This is a genomic window from Streptococcus sp. NLAE-zl-C503, assembly GCF_900104285.1.
Classification (GTDB): Bacteria; Bacillota; Bacilli; order Lactobacillales; family Streptococcaceae; genus Streptococcus.
This window is the reverse complement of record NZ_FNJT01000003.1, coordinates 63,718-80,301: the sequence shown is the minus strand read 5'-3', so window position 1 is coordinate 80,301 and position 16,584 is coordinate 63,718. Positions and strand designations below refer to the sequence as shown.

Here is a 16,584-nt window from a genome sequence, read left to right as displayed (position 1 = left end):
AATTTGGAGCTATTTAAGTAGGTATCGCTTTAGATTTGAAGCAATCAAAAAGCAGGTGATCGAACACCTACTTTCTTATATTATTGACCAGATGTGTATGGAGCAATTGCTTTATAAGCCGCTTCCAGCGCTTTCTTCATTGTGTCACGTCCAGTTTTCAACTGTTGAACAAATAGAGTACGAGTTTGTTCTGGCACTACTGTATCATCAGAACCAATACTTGAAAGGCTTTCGTTAAATGACTCTCTTACAGTCTCCATAGACTTAAGCGCTGGTTCAACTTGGGCGTTATATGCTTCTTTTCCACTCTCTGGAATTTTTTCCCCAATTTCAACTGCATGCTTTTTATAATTGTCGACTAGTTTACCAAAGACTTTCTTCACATCTCCAACAGTTTTAGCATTGTCAATTTCTTCATCGGTGATCAAAACAACCTCATTATTTTCTGTCTTTGAACTAGACGTTGTTGATGAAGTCTCTGAAGAAGAAGTTTGTTCTACAGAGCTTGAAGTCTTAGTCGAAGAATCAGACGTTGTTTTCCCTGAACATGCTGCTAAAACAACAACAGATAAAAGAGCCATACTGGCTGTAATAATTTTCTTCATAATGTTCTCCTTTATATTAAGAATTAAGTTCATTGTATAACAAAATAATTTCAATGTCAAATTTTAGCTAAGCCATCTTTTCTTCCTTATCGTCTGACTCTCTTCTAAGCGATTCGACTACCAACCTCACTTCAAATTAAGGGTGTCCATTTTATTTCTCACTTTGCAAAAAATCAAAATAATTCTTTACATCCTCTACATACCCATGCTTTTCAATTAATCTAGCTAAGAGTTCTAGATTGTGCCCCTGATAATTGTCATCTCGGCGTAGCTCTTCATACATTTCGATAAAGGGAAGGCCCTTGGACTTGGCCAATTCTAACTCCGCTTCATAGTCATAAGCAACCTTACGAAATTGGATATTTACCAATTCCCCATCCTCAACTTCTATCACGGTATACTGGGCACGGTGATTTTTTAACGCCTTCCAGTCAAAATAGGGCATGCCAATCGAACCAGGGTTGATAATTTGTTGCCCTTGACTTCCATAACGAAGCAACTGCTTGTGAACATGACCATAGACTGCCACGTCCGTTTCCTCATCTAGGAGTTGGTCAAATTTCTCCGTATCATTGTCAACCAGTAAGTCACTCCCATAGTTCTTATCAGGCAGGTTATGCGAGAGTGAAAAATGCAACCCATCAATTTCTTTCTTCACAACCATCGGCAGATTCCGCAGCCAAGCAATCTGATCGGGAGCCATTCGCTCCATTAAAAACTGGGTCATACGCAAGAGCTGAACTTCCTGTGGGTCTTCTAAGCCATATTGCCCATCTAAAGCCTCAAGGACACAATCATCCCAATTGCCTCGAACACTTGCTGTAATAGGAAGTTCCTTTAACAGAGCGACCAAGTCATTTGCACCTGGACCAGGGAGAAAAATGTCTCCCATAAGCCAATATTCACTGGCTCCTTGAGTTTTAGCATCTGCAATCACTGCTTCTAAGGCAGTCACATTTCCATGAATATCTGATAAAATTGCGATTTTATGGTTCATGATAGTTTCCTTCCGTTTGGTAATTTACTCTCTCTTCCGCTACTTGAGCCAACTCCACTTCTTCCTGCGGGTTCAACTTTCTCTGAACAGCTTCTGCGACTGCCCTTGGTACCCCAACTTCGACAATCTCATCCACACTGGCTTCCTTGATTTTAGTGAGAGATTTAAAATGCTTCATGAGATTCTGCTTGCGTTTAGGTCCCAGACCTTCAATTCCATCCAATTGTGATGAAAAGGAGTTTTTGGAGCGCAGTTGACGGTGAAAGGTGATGGCAAAGCGGTGTACCTCATCTTGGATGCGTTGGAGGAGGAAAAATTCCTGAGAATTGCGAGATAACTCCACCACTTCCAGCGGATCTCCAAAGAGCAGCTCGTGGGTTTGGTGCTTGTCATTCTTTTGCAGACCTGCAATAGGAATATCCAAACCTAGCTCCTTTTGGATAACCTGCTTAGCGATATTGACCTGACCTTGTCCCCCATCGATGACAATCAAATCTGGCGGGGTTAAACCATCACGCTGAACTCGACCATAACGTCTGCGAATAACCTCTCGCATACTCGCATAATCGTCTGGACCCACAACCGTTTTTATCTTGTACTTTCGGTAGTCCTTCTTACTCGGTTTGCCATTGACAAAGACTACCATAGCTGAAACAGGGCTAGTTCCCATGATATTAGAGTTATCGAAGGACTCGATGCGAACTGGAGTCGGAATTTGTAGGAGTCGTCCTAAATTTTCAATAGCTCCTTGGGTCTTTTCGACAGATTTTTCTAGCAGATTGAATTTCTGCTCTAGACTGACTCGAGCGTTCTTTATAGCCAGATTGACCAGTTGTTTTTTCTCACCACGTTGGGGCTTGAGAATCTTAGTATCCACCAAGGCCTTAACGGCTTCTTCATCAATATCCTGCGGAATCAATACCTCATTGGGAACCAGGTGAGATTTTTCTTGATAAAACTGCCCCACATAGGTCAAAAAGTCCTCGTCCGGATCGTTGTAGTAAGGGAAGAGATTGACATCCCGCTCAATGAGCTTGCCTTGACGGACAAAGAAAACCTGGACACACATCCAGCCCTTATCCACATAGTAGCCAAAGACATCGCGATTTTGCAAATCTTTCGCCATAACCCGTTGCTTAGTCCGAAGCGTTCCAATGGCCTGAATCAGGTCACGGTATTCCGCTGCCCGTTCAAACTCCATACTCTGAGCAGACATTGCCATCTTTCCTTTGAGGTCATCGATGATTTTGTCATCCTGCCCTTTTAAGAAATCAGAAACCTCCTGAGCCATGGACTTGAAATAGGCCTCATCTTTCTTACAGATGGTATGGGCCATACATTGGCCGATATGGTAGTAAAAACAGACCTTAGACGGTGGATTGGTACACTTACGAAAAGGGAAAATCCGATCCAGTAGTCGCTTGATTTCATTAGCTGCCCCCACATCTGGATAAGGGCCAAAATAAAGACCACCGTCCTTTTTAACCTGACGGGTAATAATCAGACGAGGATAGCGCTCATTGGTAATCTTGATGAAAGGATAAGACTTGTCATCCTTGAGCATGATATTGTACTTGGGCTTGTTTTCCTTAATGAGGTTGATTTCCAGCAGAAGCGCCTCAATATTGGACTCAGTGACGATAAATTCAAAATCTACAATCTCAGATACCAGAGCTTCCGTCTTGGTATCGTGACTCCCACGAAAATAGGAGCGCACACGGTTGCGTAGATTTTTAGCCTTTCCTACATAAATAATGGTACCATTTTTATCTTTGTGAATGTAACAACCAGGGCTGGTCGGCAAGAGCTCTAGTTTCGATTTGATCAAGTTATTCATAGTTCCATTATAGCAAAAAGCCTGTAACAGGACGAACAAAAAGCCCCACCGATCACTTGATGGAGGAGCTTTGATTTCATTTCAGATTGCACTGACTTCATCTAGTCGCTACTGGTATAGAGTTTTTGAACAGCTGTCACATCCTGAGGCTGAATCCCATAGTAGGAACCTGCTGGCTGCATTACAGAAGTTTCGTTGGTATGATCCAATCCGATGGCATGCCCCAGCTCGTGCTCCGCCGTGTGCACGATCCGTTCATAAGAATAACCATAGTTTGGATTGGATAGGTAATAGTGATTCAAGCGAACTGTTACAGATATAAATTGATTGGTCAACAGATTGGTTTGACTCTCGGCTTGACCAGCTACAGCGGTCGATCCATCATTCATCTCACTTGCCACAATATCTGCCTGACTAGGATCCGCAACCACCTCAAAGGTAAAGGCTCCCGTTTGATTCCAGTTTTTAATCGCTTCTGCATAGGCACCTTGGAAGGTCTCATCCATTTGAGGCTCAATATAGATGCGAGCTGAGGCTTGAGCCCACTTGCCTTCCGCGTGTTGGTGACTGTCTGTCTGAGACAAGACTTCCAGCGTTCCCGTTTCCTTCCATTGATTCCAGCCACCTTGACCAATCTGGCTCATTTTTTCAGCCTGATTGACCGCAGAATGAAAATCACCAGTCAGGTACCAAAGCACTCCAAAGGCAATGAGAAGTAGAATGACCACAGTCCAAACCAGACGCCAGAAGAAACGCCAAATTCCCAAAAGAAATCGGAACAATAATCGAATAATCCAGAACATGACGCTCCACCTTTCATAAAAATAAGAACCTATCTTGAAATCACATTCTCCTTGATCAAGATAGATTCTCTATTTTACTGAAGAAAGCTGAAAGAAACCTAAACACTGACTCTTCAAACTCAACGTCTTAATAATTTCTTTAACAATTGAATACACTTATATTTCAATGGAGATGGATAATAACGAAATGTTCCAGGCTTACGCACAATATAGCCATTAAAATTTTGTTTAAAGCGTAATACGCCATCACTGCCATCAAAAATCCCCTGAATACCTAGGAAATTGTATCGATGGATGTTTCGTTGCATTGTCTGCTTCATAGCATGATATTGAAGTAAAAATGGAGCTGAAAACTTCTGGTACTCTGCATATGAGCCCCCAAACAAGTAAGTTGCCTCTGTATTTGTGTAGATTATTAAAGCACAAGCTAAAACAACATTGCCAGAGTCACTATCCAAGCTAGTTAGAAAATCTTTTTTCTTTTGTAAGGCTTGATATTGCTGGTAAAATTGTTTCGACTTCTTGTCAAGACTAGCCATCTTCACATTTAAAGCATCTATCGACTGTTGCATATTGACTTCAGCAATTAGAAAATTCGCCTTATCTCCAAACATATCATACAACTTAAAATAGTAATCTAAATTCTTATCCTCAAAACCTTGTCTTTTACCTGTTTCTTCGATAATTTTTTTGAATGTTGGTATTTCTTCCCGTTCTGCATTTCGAACAAGAAGATTAAAATCAAAAGCTGATTGAATGTTGCGAATACTATTTTTATTAAAAGATTTCAATAAGGAAACAGCATCATAATCTTGCAAATCTTTGATGTAATGCCAGCTGACTTCTCCATTAGGATAACCTGTTGTCAATCCATCAAATTGATATCCTAAATCAGTCAAACTTTGAATAATACTTTTTTTCTCAGCATCTATTGGATTACCTTCACTATCAAAAGTTTGATAAGTTTCATAAGGTTTTACAACCAACTCCAATGCACCATTTTGTTTTGCATATTCCTTTAAAGCAAAATAAAATTCTGAAAGAAACTCTTTTTTAGTATAGATTGGACCAGAATTGATTTCCATATGAAATCCACCTAACATCGGTAAGCAATAAACTAGAGCAGCAACCTGAATTTCTCCTTTCTGTTTTAAAGAAAGGTAAGTTACTTTAGCTCCCCTTTTTTCTAGTAAATTTCCCATCTGGACAGACTGCATAAAAGAACGACAAGAAACCTGATCAGAATAAGTCTGAAAATCCTCTTTCGTGAGTGTAATTAGTACCATATACTTACTTTCTATGTTTTTTTCTTAATGTTTTACGAAGTTGATAAAGATAGTTAGCCAAATGATACAAAAAATTTACTGGCAGAGTGAACTCTCCAATATATTCTTGAACAACAGGACTAAAGTTAGATTTAAAATCAGTCAATCCATCATCTAAAGTACCTTCAATACCTCCCATATTAGCCCAAATTTTACCATCTTTATACGATTCCTCAAACACTTTTGGATAAAGAATATATTGGGGGTAAAACTTTTTAAACCTATCGTCCATTCCAGCATAAAGCATTTCAAGTGTATTACCAAATGACACAGAAAGTATCCCAGCTATAACTATTTCTTTTGGATATTGTTGAACAAGTTTTTCAAACTCTACAATATATTTTTCAATAGATTTTTCCTGCTGTTTTAGTTTGGTTAGACGCTTTTTTTGATGCTCGCCTGTTTCAGCTAAATCTTTTTTTATCTGGGACAACTGCTCCTTATACTTTATCAGACGATCCGGAAGGTTAATCTTCGCTAGATGTAAATAGGCATCATCTCCATAGATTTCCATTAATCTTTGGAAATATTCCTGATTACGAAGTGCAACATTCTTCCGACGTTCTGTAAAAGATATAATAGTCCCAAAATCTGATATATCTGACAAGGTCCCTCTATATGTAACAACACCTCTGTTTATAGCATCTTTCATTAACCTCTTGGTATGCTTTGGAAAATCCGAATCTACCCCTTCTTTAAGTATTCTATTAGCCTGATAACGTGGTTGTATTGTTTCAGCCATAGCTTTAGTTCTACCAGACCATTGGCAATTGGCAGATTTTAAATTTTGAACAGCTTCTATAGTTGTCCTACTGTCAGTAAATTCTTTAGAAGATTTGTCAATAGGGTATTGTTTTAAGATTAGAGACGGATCAAACTTAATAAAAACAGACCGTCTACAAGACCCAAATTGTTTTAAACTTTTCATCACAAATTTTACCAAGTCCTTATCTTGATAATCCATTATTGGCCCTCTTGGAATATACATCATAGTGTAACCAAGTGGTAATTTTTTTATAAGAATACTCGCAACAGCTACCAACTCTCCATTTTTATAAAAACCTAAACGCTCATTCCCCCAATTATCTTTTATCTTTGCCCAAGAACTACTCTGTAACAGATTAACTTGTGGGTGTTGAATAACGAATGTATCATGCTCTTCTTCAGAAATTCCTATTTTATAATCAAACATCTGTCTCCCTTTCTTTTAGCACCTACTTAATTAGTATAAATTAATTCACTATTACTAATTCATATACTATGTAAATATCCATTGGAATACTAGTTTTCTTGATAAGATTCTCTCTTTCAACTAGTATCTCTCTACTATTCTACTACTTTCGTTTGAAAAGTCTAGCGAAAACTGACTTCCATCATTATTTTTAAGCCAAAAACAACTATAAATATTGGTTCATTTATAAAAACTAACTTAGTCTCTCTTCTAATTTGAAATCAATTGGTAGTGTAGCTAAAAAACGCTCCAATTGTTTTTCCCAGTAGTACCACTCGTGCTTACCTGGGCTATGACTATAGGTCACCTCAAAACCTAGTTTTTTGAGGTTTTTCACTGCGAGATTATTGGCAGAGTAGAGATAGTCTTGCTCTCCACACCAAGCCCATAGTTTGGTCTTTTTATCCGATTTCGCAGCTAGACTTTCAATCGAATGAGGACTAGCTATCCAGTCTTTGATTTCTCCAAAAACTCCTCGCCAGTAGGCAAGAGATTCCAGATCTTGGCTTTCAGGAGAGAATTCTTGAAAACTGAGCGCGCCAGAAAAACTAGCCGCATGAGAAAAATGATCGGTAGCGAGAGCGAGTTTGAAGGAGCCGTAGCCACCCATGGACAGACCTGCTATGAAGGTCTTTTCTCGCTTGCTGGTCATATTGGGAAAGAAACGTTTCATGACTTGGGGGAGTTCTTCTGCTAGAGCTGTATAGTAGTTATAGCCATACTGAGTATCTGTGTACCAGCCATTATTTGTATTGGGCATGATAACAATGAGATTGGTCCCGCGCAACAAGCGTTCGACATTAGTTCGCTTGAGCCAGCTATTTTGATTTCCTGACATTCCGTGCAAAAGATAAAGGACAGGAATATCTGTGCAATCTTGTTCAGTCACCCGACTGCCATCTGGATAGAGTACGGTAACACCCCACTCCATATCCAAAACTTCTGAGTAATACTCAATATTCATAACTGCCATGAATTTCTCCTTTTACTATTCTATAAGAAAAAGCCGAATTTCGACTTTTTCCGTAGGTATTCTGCTTATTATTTTGCTTCCATCACGACTGGCAAGATTGCTGGGCGACGCTTGGTTTGATCAAAGAGGTACTTGGTCAGATTGTCACGAACCTTGCCTTTGAGATCTGCCCAATCAAAGTCGTCACCTTGAAGATACTCTTCTACCGTTTGGTTAATCAATTCGGAACTTTCACGGAGAATGTCGCGACTCTTCTTAAGGTAGATAAATCCACGCGTATGAACACGAGCCTTAGCCACAATCTTCTTCTCACGACGGTTAACAGTGATCGCCACGATAAAGATTCCATCCTCCGACAAGACCTTACGGTCGCGAAGAACGACATTCCCAACATCACCAATGGCATTTCCATCAATCATGACATCGCCTGCAGAAACTGCTCCAGCTGGAACGAAGTCTCCATGTTCATAGGACATGGTCGTTCCCTTTTTAGGGATGAAAATGCGCTCTGGCAACATTCCAACTGCCATAGCAGCCTTGGCATGTGCATCCAACTCACGGTATTCCCCTTGGATAGGGAAGAGATACTTAGGTTGCAAGAGATTGATCATCAACTGTAGATCACGCGCATTCCCGTGTCCAGATACTCGCAAACTTTGGGTAATGAGTTTCACCACACCACCAGCTTGGTAGATCATATTTTCAACACGCGCCATGACGGCTTCTTTGGCAATAGATGGAGTCGTTACGATATAAACCAAGTCCCCATCTTTGATTTCCACATAGCGGTGGCGGCCGATGGACATCTTACGAAGTCCATTGATAGGCTCACCCATACGACCAGTCTCAAGGATAATCAACTCACGGTCTTCAAAACGAGACATTTCTTTTGGTTTGATTAACAGACTTTCATTGGCCAAAGACAATTTTTTGAGACGAATCGCTGTTCGGACAATATTTTCAACATCAAATCCAGTCAAAACAACTCGACGACCTGTGTCCGCTGCAGCATCAAAGACCTGCTGGATACGAGAGAGGTTGCTGGCAACAGCTGCAACGATGATACGACCTTCCCAGTCTGCAATGGTCTGGGTAATTTCCTCTCCAACTTCACTCTCGCTCGCTACCTGGATATTGCTGTCTGCATTCGCAGAATCACTGAGGAGCGCCAAGACACCATCACGACCAATCTCTGCCAAACGAGCAAAATCAGTCGCATAGGATTCACTAGCAGTCTGGTCAAACTTGAAGTCCCCTGTGTAAACAATGCTACCTTTTGGAGTTTTCAAGACGACTCCCAAACTTTCTGGAATGGAGTGAGTTGTACGGAAGAAGGAAACCACCGTCCCCCCAAAGTCAATCTCCGTATTCTCATCAATCACATGGAAGTCATTGAATTTCTTAACAGCATCATTTCCTTTGACAAAGAGTTTCGCCAACTCAATGGTCAACTCAGAGCCAAACACAGGCACCTTAGCCTCTGCCAAAAGGTAAGGCAGAGCTCCAATGGCATCCGCATGCCCGTGGGTCAAGAAGACCCCAGCGATACGATCACTATTTTCAAAAAGGTATTCCATATTTGGAATGACGACGTCAACCCCAAGCTGTTCATTTTCAGGGTATTTAAGCCCCGCATCCAAAACAAAAATTGAATTGCCAATCTCAGCAATGTACATATTTTTCCCGTTTTCTCGTACACCACCTAGTGTTGTTAAACTGATATTACTCATTTTTCCTCCGAAACTTAATTTATCTTGATTATAGGGTAGGTTCACCCTCTTATTCTAAAAGTTCTCAAACTCTCAGCCGAATCTTTTCCTACCATTATACCATTTTTTTGATGATTTTCAAAATGAAGATTTGTTTTCAAAAAAGAGCTGGTTGCCCAACTCTTTCCTATTCTTTAGTTTTCTTCCATCAAAAAATTATACATTTCTTGCACCGTACATAGCGCCATCATTTCTTGGTCTTTAACGGTTTGTTTGAGATTTTGGTAAATCTGACTTTCTCCTATCTCTCGCTTTGGTGCTTCTTTATTGACTGTCATAACACCATCTTTAATCGTCACAAAGCCTAGCTCTTCAAATACTTGAATCATCTTGACCAGCAAGATTTGTTGGATATTGAGATAAGTCGCCAAATCCTTGAGTTTATAGCGAATATCAAACTCTGGGAACTGATAAATCGTCTTGTACAATTTGGCAAACTGCTCTCTAGTCCCATAACCTGTCAGATAGTAAGCCTTGTCAATGTCGTTCTTGAAATAGACCGCAGAGAAATTTTGTTCCTGAAAAACGGTCTTAAGCAAGGTAATATCCTCAGGAATGGTTTTTACAACAACCGCCTCACTGGTCGCTAGATCTGGCAATTCTCCAGCAAAGTCCAAGACTGGAACCCCTTCTGGCAAGACTGCATTCTTCCCACGAATATTAAAGAGTTGAACACCTTCCACACGCGCATCTACCATCATCAACTGGAGGGCAGTTTGACCATTCCATTGATTGACAGACAAGGTGACTGCCAATTCTAGATTTTTTGTCTGAGCAAACTCTGTCGCCCATCTTCCTCGACCAAAGGCTACCACTTCAAAACTCACCTCACCCTTGGAGATCTTTAGTTTGAGGTGGGCATTGCCTGCCCCCATAGTACGGGCACTTTCGACCTGAAAATCCTTGATATAAAAGACAGGTTTCTGATTGTCCATTCCAAAAGGTGCCAAGCGTTCAAAGCTTTTGACCGTTTCCAAGCTAAGCGTCTCCAAGTCTAGCTCTTCATCTAGATTTAACTTATTCTTGCCGCTAGCATCTGCGCCTTTTTCACAGACATAGTCTTCCAAAACCTGAGATAAATCTGAAAGTTTCTCAACTTCCAGCGTCATCCCTGCTGCACCAGCATGGCCGCCAAAGGCGATAAAGAGGTCTCGATGGGGATCCAGAGCCTCAAAAATATCGACAGCTTCCACGCTACGAGCACTGCCCTTGGCACGACCGTCCTCTATGTTAAGAACGATGACTGTCTGCCCTAGTTCTTCCAACAAACGACCAGCAACGATACCCAGAACGCCAGGATTCCAGCCTTCCTTGGCCAAGACTTGGACCTTCTTCTCAGGATCCACCATAGTCTTGGCTTCTTCATAGATTGACTGAACGATTTCCTTACGTTCTTCATTTTTCTGATGAATCCTGAGGGCAATCTCATGCGCTTCCTCATCATCAAAGCCAGTCAACAAATCAATGGCCGGATTAGGATCATCCAAACGTCCCAAGGCATTTAAACGAGGGGCAATCTGGAAACCAACCGTTTCTTCTGTCACTTCATTAGCAGCAATCCCAGCCATGTCTAGCATTTCTTGCAGACCGATGCGCTGAGTATGTCCCAACATTTCCAGACCATATTGAACCAAAATGCGATTCTCATCCGTCAAACTCACCATATCCGCAATGGTACCGATAGCGACCAAATCAAGTAATTCTACTTGCACTTCTTCTAAAAGGGCACAAGCCAGCTTGAAGGCCACTCCACAACCAGCCAAATATCTGAAGGGATAGTCCGAATCTGGATGCTCAGGATGAACGATAGCATAGGCATCGGGCAGAGTTTCAGGCATGGAATGGTGGTCGGTCACAATGACATCCACTCCCATAGACTGGGCCAGTTCAATAGCTTCGTGCCCTGCAACTCCATTATCCACTGTCACAATCAAGGAAATTCCCTCTTGCTCGATAAAGTATTTATAAACACTGGCATTGGGGCCATAGCCATCTGTAAAGCGATTTGGCAGATAGACACGGCACTCGGCGCCAAGCTGTTCCAAACTTTCCTTAACAATAGAAGCTGAAGTCATACCATCCGCATCGTAGTCTCCATAGATGAGAATATTTTCCCCTTCTTCAATGGCCTGACGAATCCGTTCCACTGCCTTGTTCATATCATGAAGCAGATAGGGATTATGCAAGTCCTCCAAAGAAGGTTCTAAAAACTTCTTCAGACTTTCTTCGTCCTGAATCCCTCTTTCAAATAATAACCGAGCCACCTCAGGACCCAGCCCTGCCTTCTTGGCTATCTTTGTAAAATCCGCATCTTCAACCTGCGGGGCAAACTGCCATTCATAAGTAGGAGTTATCAAAAAAACATCCACTCTTTCTAAGAATTCTATCGCTTCATTATAACATGATTTAGGCTTTTTCTCTATCCTGATTGCTTTTTTATAAAATTTTAGTGAATTTTTTTCAGATATGATTTGACAAGAACATTCTTTTGTTGTAGAATCATGTTATAAAACCTAACACAAAGGAGATCTCTCATGGCTTTAGTAGAATTTAAAAACGTCGAAAAATATTACGGAGACTACCACGCACTCCGCGACATCAATCTCCGTTTTGAAAAAGGACAAGTTGTTGTCATCCTTGGTCCGTCTGGTTCCGGGAAGTCAACTCTTATACGCACCATCAATGGTTTGGAGGCTGTCGACAAAGGAAGTCTCCTAGTCAATGGACACCAAGTAGCAGGTGCTAGCCAGAAAGATTTAGTTCCTCTTCGTAAGGAAGTCGGCATGGTTTTCCAGCATTTTAACCTTTATCCACACAAAACGGTGTTAGAAAACGTAACACTAGCGTCCATAAAAGTTCTAGGAATTGATAAAAAAGAAGCTGAAAAAACAGCCCAAAAATATCTGGAATTTGTAAATATGTGGGACAAGAAAGATTCCTATCCATCCATGCTATCTGGTGGACAAAAACAACGGATTGCCATCGCACGTGGTCTTGCCATGCATCCGGAGCTCCTCCTCTTTGATGAGCCAACATCTGCTCTTGACCCTGAGACCATCGGCGATGTTCTAGCAGTTATGCAGAAACTGGCACATGACGGGATGAATATGATCATCGTTACCCACGAAATGGGATTTGCTCGAGAGGTTGCGGACCGCATCATCTTTATGGCAGACGGAGAAGTTTTGGTGGATACGACAGATGTCGATGACTTTTTCGACAATCCAAGCGAACCTCGTGCCCAACAATTCCTCAGCAAAATTATCAACCACGAAAGTGACAAAGTCAAATAAGGAGGCACCTATGAAAAAGAAATTTTTTTTATCCGCATTATTGATTAGCCTTTTCAGCCTTGCTACTGCAAAACCAGTTCAAGCTGATACGAGTGTCGCAGACATTCAAAAAAGAGGTGAACTAGTTGTCGGTGTGAAACAAGACGTTCCGAATTTTGGCTACAAAGATCCCAAGACCGGGACTTATTCTGGTATTGAAACAGACCTGGCCAAGATGATTGCAGATGAACTCAAGGTCAAGATTCGCTATGTGCCTGTTACCGCTCAAACCCGTGGCCCACTTCTTGACAATGAACAGGTCGATTTGGATATCGCGACCTTTACCATCACAGAAGAACGTAAAAAACTCTACAACTTCACCAGTCCCTACTATACGGACGCTTCTGGCTTTTTGGTCAATAAATCTGCCAATATCAAAAGCATTGAGGACCTAAACGGTAAAACTATTGGGGTTGCCCAAGGATCCATCACCCAACGCTTGATTACCGAACTGGGTAAAAAGAAAGGTCTAACCTTTAAATTCGTCGAACTTGGTTCCTACCCAGAATTGATTACTTCCCTTCACGCTCACCGTATTGACGCATTCTCTGTGGACCGCTCTATCCTGTCTGGCTACACCAGTAAACGAACAGAACTACTAGATGATAGTTTTAAACCATCTGACTACGGTATTGTTACCAAGAAATCAAACACTGAGCTCAACGATTATCTTGATAACTTGGTCACTAAATGGAGCAAGGATGGTAGTTTGCAGAAACTCTATGACCGTTACAAGCTCAAACCATCTAGCCATACCGCAGATTAAGGAGGACACCCCATGACAGATTTATCATCTTGGACAGCCTATTTTCAGGATTTTGGACAATTTTTCAATGGTTTCCTCTTCACCCTTGCCCTAGCTATTGGATCCTTTATCCTCGCCATGGTTTTGGGCATCTTCTTTGGGGCCATGTCAACTAGTAAACGCCCATTCTTGCGTGTTTTGGCTCGTATCTTTGTCGAATTTTACCAAAACACCCCCCTCTTGGTACAGTTTGTTATTGTTTTTTATGGCCTACCTCTTATCAGTAATCACACCATCATGATTCCGATTTATTGGACAGCTGTTCTCTGCGTGGGACTCTATCACGGTGCTTATATCGCTGAGGTTATTCGTTCAGGGATTCAGTCTATTCCTAGTGGTCAGATGGAAGCTGCTCTCTCACAAGGATTTACCTATATCAGCGCCATGCGCTTGATTATCTTGCCTCAGGCCTTCCGTATCATTCTCCCTCCTTTGACCAACCAAATCGTTAACCTCATCAAGAATACCTCTACAGTCGCTATCATCTCTGGAGTAGACTTGATGTTTGTGACCAAATCTTGGTCGGCTCTCAACGGAAACTATATTCCAGCCTTTTTAGGTGCTGCCCTTCTCTACTTTGCCCTATGCTTCCCTGTTGCCCAGTTTGGTCGCAAGATGGAGCAAGCCAACAAAAAAGCCTATTCACTTTAGGAGGTTACTATGGAATCTATTTTAGAAGTTTTGACCCCAGATAACCTAGTCTTTATCTTTAAAGGATTTGGCTTGACCCTCTATATTTCTCTGATTGCCATTGTCCTTTCTACCCTTATAGGGACAGTGCTAGCCGTCATGAGAAATGGGAAAAATCCTGTCTTATGGATCATCTCCAGCATTTATATCGAGTTTGTACGTAACGTTCCCAACCTTCTCTGGATTTTCACCATCTTTTTGGTGTTTAAGATGAAGTCTACACCAGCAGGTATTACTGCCTTTACCCTTTTTACCTCAGCAGCCTTGGCTGAGATTATCCGAGGTGGTCTCAATGCCGTGGACAAGAGCCAGTACGAAGCAGGAATGTCGCAAGGATTCACTTCAGCTCAAATCCTCTACTACATCATTCTCCCACAAGCAATCCGTAAAATGCTGCCAGCTATCATTTCTCAGTTTGTAACTGTGATTAAGGATACCAGCCTTCTCTACTCTGTTATCGCGCTGCAAGAACTCTTTGGAGCCAGCCAAATTCTCATGGGTCGTTATTTCGAACCAGAGCAGGTCTTCAGTCTTTATATCTTGATTGCTCTGATCTATTTCAGCTTTAACCTAGCAATTTCAAGTCTGTCTCGCATGCTAGCCAAACGTTGGAAGCAAGCCGCAGAATAAAAATCAGCTCTCCTTAAGCATGGAGAGCTATTTTTTTGATTACCATAGAACACCTCTATAGGAGAAAATCAGAGCTAAAATTAATAAAATATAGAAGGCGATAAAAATCCATCTCATCTTCACACATAGAGCAATATATTCTCTGATAAAGGCCGATGGGATATAGTAGGCGGCTGTACGGCAACCAAGACCATCTCCCTTCATCCCAATACGGCGAGCATAGGTACTGGTACGAAAAACATGGTAATCATTGGTCACAAAGAGAAAACGTGGACTGGTCACCAGCCTCTCTCCCATTTCTTTTGAGAAGAGAAGATTCTCATAGGTTGTCGTTGAGTCTTCCTCTAGGAGAATTGCTTCTCTCGGAACATCCGTCTCTTCCAGCAAATAATTACAAATTGCCTGAGATTCGGAAATCTTCTCATCCCCACCTCGACCACCACTTGCGATGATTTTAACATTTGGATTGAGAGACTGGTGATAAGCTTCTACTGCCTTATCAATGCGACTCTTCAGTAAGGGAGTCACTTTTTCTCCATTCAACAAACCTGCTCCGTGAATGATAATAAAATCATAATAATTTTTCTTAGGAATAAAAAGATACAGGATAGAATAAAGCAGAAATCCTGCAAAGGCAAAACCAAAAATCAAATACGAATAAATCAAAAAGAAAAAGATAATATTCACTAGATGATTGGTGTAGAACAAGCCCTTGGTATCGCTCACTCGAATCGCCATGATTACAAAAAAGAATAGAATCACGCAGCCTAATCCTAGAGACAAATAATTTGCCTTGGATTTTCCTTCTTTTTTCAATAACACAAATCCATTATAAATAAGGAAAAAACCACTTAGAAAAACTAAAAGAGGTAGCAGGAGAAAAATCCCTGCAAAGAAAATCATGTGCACTTCTTCCTGTCCAGCTTCATAAAAAAGATTGGCAATAGACAGGTAAGAAAAGAGCAGAGATAAAAGCAAGAGAGCTGGATTCCAGAGACTGCGATTGTCCCTAAAAAATGAAATCAGAAAAAGTAGGACGAAAAATCCTGTAATAAAGTACATAGTCTCCTCCTTTGATGACTACATTGTACCATAATTGTGGCAATAGAAAAAGAGGAGCCTAGCCCTCTTATTTTACTATTCTTGCTTCTGCATCTGCCACAACCTGAGCCAGACTCGTCTGACGAAGTTGGTTTTCCATCGCCTCTTGGATATCTAGTAGTTTTTGATCCAAAACTTCATGGATATTGGCCCCTACTGGACAGTTGGGGTTGGGATTGTCATGGAAACTAAAGAGTTTACCAGATTTTCCTAAACATTCAACAGCCTGATAAACATCAAAAAGGCTGATATCTTGGAGGTCTTTGATAATCTCGGTACCGCCCGTCCCACGCGCAACTGATATCAGTTCAGCTTTTTTGAGTTGGGACAAGGTTTTGCGAATAATGACCGGATTGACCCCAACACTGGCTGCGAGAAAATCACTGGTCACTTTGCTGTCTTGACTCTTGATGGCAATAATGATTAACATATGAGTCGCAATCGTAAATCGACTTGAAATTTGCATCTTCTTCTCCTTTCACATCC

At 41.2% G+C, this 16,584-nt stretch carries 15 protein-coding genes; 4 read left to right on the top strand and 11 right to left on the bottom strand.

Annotated features, from left to right (window positions below; genetic code table 11):
- Positions 1-80 precede the first annotated feature (80 nt).
- The 9 genes from BLS46_RS06575 to recJ form a co-directional block, all read right to left on the bottom strand.
- Positions 81-605 (bottom strand): hypothetical protein, encoded by a 525-nt coding sequence (locus BLS46_RS06575; protein ID WP_000720917.1) that lies wholly within the window; start codon positions 603-605, stop codon positions 81-83.
- 151 nt (positions 606-756) lie between these two features.
- Positions 757-1,602, bottom strand: a complete 846-nt coding sequence (locus tag BLS46_RS06570; RefSeq protein ID WP_093586455.1) for a metallophosphoesterase family protein — start codon at positions 1,600-1,602, stop codon at positions 757-759.
- A complete protein-coding gene (uvrC, locus tag BLS46_RS06565; protein WP_093586453.1) occupies positions 1,592-3,439 on the bottom strand; it encodes an excinuclease ABC subunit UvrC in 1,848 nt (615 codons plus the stop codon). The genes BLS46_RS06570 and uvrC overlap by 11 nt, the downstream gene beginning before the upstream one ends.
- 101 nt (positions 3,440-3,540) lie before the next feature.
- The gene (locus BLS46_RS06560; protein WP_093586451.1) at positions 3,541-4,242 is read right to left on the bottom strand and encodes a M57 family metalloprotease; all 702 of its coding nucleotides are present in this window, start codon (positions 4,240-4,242) and stop codon (positions 3,541-3,543) included.
- A 119-nt stretch (positions 4,243-4,361) separates the two neighbouring features.
- Entirely contained in the window at positions 4,362-5,528 is a 1,167-nt protein-coding gene (locus BLS46_RS06555) for an aminoacyltransferase (RefSeq protein WP_093586449.1), read from the bottom strand.
- Positions 5,529-5,532: 4 nt separating this feature from the next.
- A complete protein-coding gene (locus BLS46_RS06550; RefSeq protein WP_093586447.1) occupies positions 5,533-6,759 on the bottom strand; it encodes an aminoacyltransferase in 1,227 nt (408 codons plus the stop codon).
- 232 nt (positions 6,760-6,991) lie between these two features.
- On the bottom strand, positions 6,992-7,771 hold the full coding sequence (locus tag BLS46_RS06545) for an alpha/beta hydrolase (RefSeq protein ID WP_093586445.1): 780 nt from the start codon (positions 7,769-7,771) through the stop codon (positions 6,992-6,994).
- 68 nt (positions 7,772-7,839) lie between these two features.
- A complete protein-coding gene (locus BLS46_RS06540; RefSeq protein ID WP_093586443.1) occupies positions 7,840-9,501 on the bottom strand; it encodes a ribonuclease J in 1,662 nt (553 codons plus the stop codon).
- A gap of 173 nt (positions 9,502-9,674) precedes the next feature.
- Positions 9,675-11,897 carry a single-stranded-DNA-specific exonuclease RecJ gene (gene recJ / locus BLS46_RS06535; RefSeq protein WP_180364071.1) on the bottom strand — a complete coding sequence of 741 codons (2,223 nt, stop codon included), beginning with the start codon at positions 11,895-11,897 and terminating at the stop codon, positions 9,675-9,677.
- A 177-nt stretch (positions 11,898-12,074) separates the two neighbouring features.
- On the opposite strand from recJ, the gene BLS46_RS06530 reads away from it, so the two are divergent.
- From BLS46_RS06530 to BLS46_RS06515, 4 genes are read left to right on the top strand one after another with little or no spacing between them, the layout of a single operon-like run.
- On the top strand, positions 12,075-12,833 hold the full coding sequence (locus tag BLS46_RS06530; protein ID WP_093586440.1) for an amino acid ABC transporter ATP-binding protein: 759 nt from the start codon (positions 12,075-12,077) through the stop codon (positions 12,831-12,833).
- Between the two features lie 10 nt (positions 12,834-12,843).
- Positions 12,844-13,638: a transporter substrate-binding domain-containing protein gene (locus BLS46_RS06525; protein WP_093586438.1), complete on the top strand. Its 795-nt coding sequence runs from the start codon at positions 12,844-12,846 to the stop codon at positions 13,636-13,638.
- A 12-nt stretch (positions 13,639-13,650) separates the two neighbouring features.
- On the top strand, positions 13,651-14,328 hold the full coding sequence (locus BLS46_RS06520; RefSeq protein WP_093586436.1) for an amino acid ABC transporter permease: 678 nt from the start codon (positions 13,651-13,653) through the stop codon (positions 14,326-14,328).
- A 9-nt stretch (positions 14,329-14,337) separates the two neighbouring features.
- Entirely contained in the window at positions 14,338-14,997 is a 660-nt protein-coding gene (locus BLS46_RS06515) for an amino acid ABC transporter permease (protein WP_093586434.1), read from the top strand.
- Positions 14,998-15,036: 39 nt separating this feature from the next.
- On the opposite strand, the gene BLS46_RS06510 is transcribed toward BLS46_RS06515, so the two are convergent.
- Both BLS46_RS06510 and BLS46_RS06505 read right to left on the bottom strand, forming a co-directional pair.
- Positions 15,037-16,059, bottom strand: coding sequence for a YdcF family protein (locus tag BLS46_RS06510; protein ID WP_093586432.1), 1,023 nt, complete (start codon positions 16,057-16,059; stop codon positions 15,037-15,039).
- A gap of 67 nt (positions 16,060-16,126) precedes the next feature.
- Positions 16,127-16,564 (bottom strand): Rrf2 family transcriptional regulator, encoded by a 438-nt coding sequence (locus BLS46_RS06505; RefSeq protein ID WP_093586430.1) that lies wholly within the window; start codon positions 16,562-16,564, stop codon positions 16,127-16,129.
- Between the last annotated feature and the right edge of the window lie 20 nt (positions 16,565-16,584).

What these genes read in the sequence shown, in the direction of transcription:
- BLS46_RS06575 (WP_000720917.1), bottom strand. Translation starts at nt 605, where the DNA reads ATGAAGAAAATTATTACAGCCAGTATGGCTCTTTTATCTGTTGTTGTT.
- BLS46_RS06570 (WP_093586455.1), bottom strand. Translation starts at nt 1,602, where the DNA reads ATGAACCATAAAATCGCAATTTTATCAGATATTCATGGAAATGTGACT.
- uvrC (WP_093586453.1), bottom strand. Translation starts at nt 3,439, where the DNA reads ATGAATAACTTGATCAAATCGAAACTAGAGCTCTTGCCGACCAGCCCT.
- BLS46_RS06560 (WP_093586451.1), bottom strand. Translation starts at nt 4,242, where the DNA reads ATGTTCTGGATTATTCGATTATTGTTCCGATTTCTTTTGGGAATTTGG.
- BLS46_RS06555 (WP_093586449.1), bottom strand. Translation starts at nt 5,528, where the DNA reads ATGGTACTAATTACACTCACGAAAGAGGATTTTCAGACTTATTCTGAT.
- BLS46_RS06550 (WP_093586447.1), bottom strand. Translation starts at nt 6,759, where the DNA reads ATGTTTGATTATAAAATAGGAATTTCTGAAGAAGAGCATGATACATTC.
- BLS46_RS06545 (WP_093586445.1), bottom strand. Translation starts at nt 7,771, where the DNA reads ATGGCAGTTATGAATATTGAGTATTACTCAGAAGTTTTGGATATGGAG.
- BLS46_RS06540 (WP_093586443.1), bottom strand. Translation starts at nt 9,501, where the DNA reads ATGAGTAATATCAGTTTAACAACACTAGGTGGTGTACGAGAAAACGGG.
- BLS46_RS06530 (WP_093586440.1), top strand. Translation starts at nt 12,075, where the DNA reads ATGGCTTTAGTAGAATTTAAAAACGTCGAAAAATATTACGGAGACTAC.
- BLS46_RS06525 (WP_093586438.1), top strand. Translation starts at nt 12,844, where the DNA reads ATGAAAAAGAAATTTTTTTTATCCGCATTATTGATTAGCCTTTTCAGC.
- BLS46_RS06520 (WP_093586436.1), top strand. Translation starts at nt 13,651, where the DNA reads ATGACAGATTTATCATCTTGGACAGCCTATTTTCAGGATTTTGGACAA.
- BLS46_RS06515 (WP_093586434.1), top strand. Translation starts at nt 14,338, where the DNA reads ATGGAATCTATTTTAGAAGTTTTGACCCCAGATAACCTAGTCTTTATC.
- BLS46_RS06510 (WP_093586432.1), bottom strand. Translation starts at nt 16,059, where the DNA reads ATGTACTTTATTACAGGATTTTTCGTCCTACTTTTTCTGATTTCATTT.
- BLS46_RS06505 (WP_093586430.1), bottom strand. Translation starts at nt 16,564, where the DNA reads ATGCAAATTTCAAGTCGATTTACGATTGCGACTCATATGTTAATCATT.